The 1,532-nt window shown below is 50.8% G+C and carries 3 protein-coding genes; 2 read left to right on the top strand and 1 reads right to left on the bottom strand.

Features of this window, described 5'->3' with window-relative positions; genetic code table 11:
• Window positions 1-548 (top strand): dihydroxy-acid dehydratase (locus Q0369_RS01885; protein WP_298095220.1); only part of this gene is annotated, 548 nt, incomplete at its 5' end.
• A gap of 232 nt (window positions 549-780) precedes the next feature.
• A complete protein-coding gene (locus tag Q0369_RS01880) occupies window positions 781-1,023 on the top strand; it encodes a hypothetical protein (protein ID WP_298095215.1) in 243 nt (80 codons plus the stop codon).
• Between the two features lie 45 nt (window positions 1,024-1,068).
• Here Q0369_RS01880 and Q0369_RS01875 read toward each other — a convergent pair.
• The coding region (locus Q0369_RS01875; RefSeq protein ID WP_298095211.1) for an aconitase family protein at window positions 1,069-1,532 on the bottom strand (464 nt) is incomplete at its 5' end.

The raw sequence follows: 1,532 nt of genomic DNA, 5'->3' as shown, positions 1-1,532 counted from the left end.
GCGGGCTGGCGGTTTTGTTTGGAAATTTAGCCGAGCAGGGCTGCGTCATCAAGACTGCGGGCATCATCGGTGAGCGCAAATTTAGCGGCAAGGCCGTGTGCTTTAACAGCCAAGACGAGGCGATAGAGGGGATCTCAAGCGGCAAGGTAAACAAGGGCGACGTGGTTGTCATCCGCTACGAAGGGCCGCGCGGAGGCCCTGGTATGCAGGAGATGCTAAGCCCTACGAGCCTAATCATGGGGCGAGGGCTAGGCGCGGACGTCGCGCTGATCACGGACGGCAGATTTAGCGGTGCGACTAGAGGGCTAAGCGTCGGGCATGTGAGCCCGGAGGCTGCCGAGGGCGGCATGATCGGATTGCTAGAGGATGGCGACATCATCGACATCGACGTGGATACATACGCGATCAACGTGCGTCTAAGCGAAGCCGAGATCGCCGCGCGAAGGGCTAAATTTAAGCCGCTTGAAAAACCGCTGCCGTATCGCTGGCTGCGAATGTATCGCAAACTGGTAACAAACGCTAGCAACGGAGCGATTTTGGAGGCGTAATGCGCCTCAAATTTTAAAACATGCCGCCGTAAATTTGAGCGAACTTGCGGCGGTTTTGTTAGATTTGGACGCAGGCTTTCGGCGCTAAATTTTAAAATTTAACCTAAACGAACGCTCGGTACATATTAAGGTAAGCGCCAATGCGATATTTGTTTGAAATTTTACTTATTACGCAAACAAGCCGAGCGAAGCGGAAACCTAAATTTAAACTCTGCACGTCGGCATTTTAAGCATGAGTTTTACTTTAGCGGCGTTTACTAGAGTAAAATTTCGCCAAGTAAAATTCCAAATTTACGAAATTACGCCGATAGCAAAGTTTGAAATTTTACAAAATTTCATTTGCAAATGGAATTCTAATAGTGAAATTTCGTATATAACAGATAAAATTTCGCTGCAGAATTCCGAAAACTGTCCTTCCCATTTTTATACTCGCCAAGCTCTAGGACGCTACCGGAATTCTTCCGTTTATGCCTAAAATTTACGATGCAAGCGAAGTATAAATAAAGGCGGCTTTCTAAACTTACAAATCCCTCGGATCGGCGATCTTGCCTGCGACAGCACTAGCTGCGGCGACGGCTGAGTTTGCCAGATATACTTCGCTCGTTCTATCGCCCATGCGGCCGACGAAATTTCGATTAGTCGTGCTTACGCAGCGCTCACCCACGCCTAAAATCCCCATATATCCGCCCAAGCACGCGCCGCAGGTCGGGTTGCTCACGACTGCGCCCGCTTCTACGAAAATATCCCACAGCCCCTCTTTTTGCGCGGCCAGAGCGATTTTTTGCGTCGCAGGCGTGATGATGAGGCGGGTTTTGCGCGCGACCTTGCGACCTTTTAAAATTTGCGCGGCGATCCGCAGATCGGAGAGTCTACCGTTGGTGCAGCTGCCGATAAAGACCTGATCGACGGCGATGTCATCGCGCACTGCTTCGCGCACGCTCTTGCCGTTGCTAGGCAGAAACGGATACGCAATCACCGGATCAA

This window comes from uncultured Campylobacter sp., from assembly GCF_938030685.1.
In the GTDB taxonomy this organism is placed as follows: Bacteria; Campylobacterota; Campylobacteria; order Campylobacterales; family Campylobacteraceae; genus Campylobacter_B.
The sequence above is the reverse complement of the archived record's forward strand: the minus strand, read 5'-3'. Positions and strand labels throughout refer to the sequence as shown.

What these genes read in the sequence shown, in the direction of transcription:
- Q0369_RS01880 (WP_298095215.1), top strand. Translation starts at nt 781, where the DNA reads ATGAGTTTTACTTTAGCGGCGTTTACTAGAGTAAAATTTCGCCAAGTA.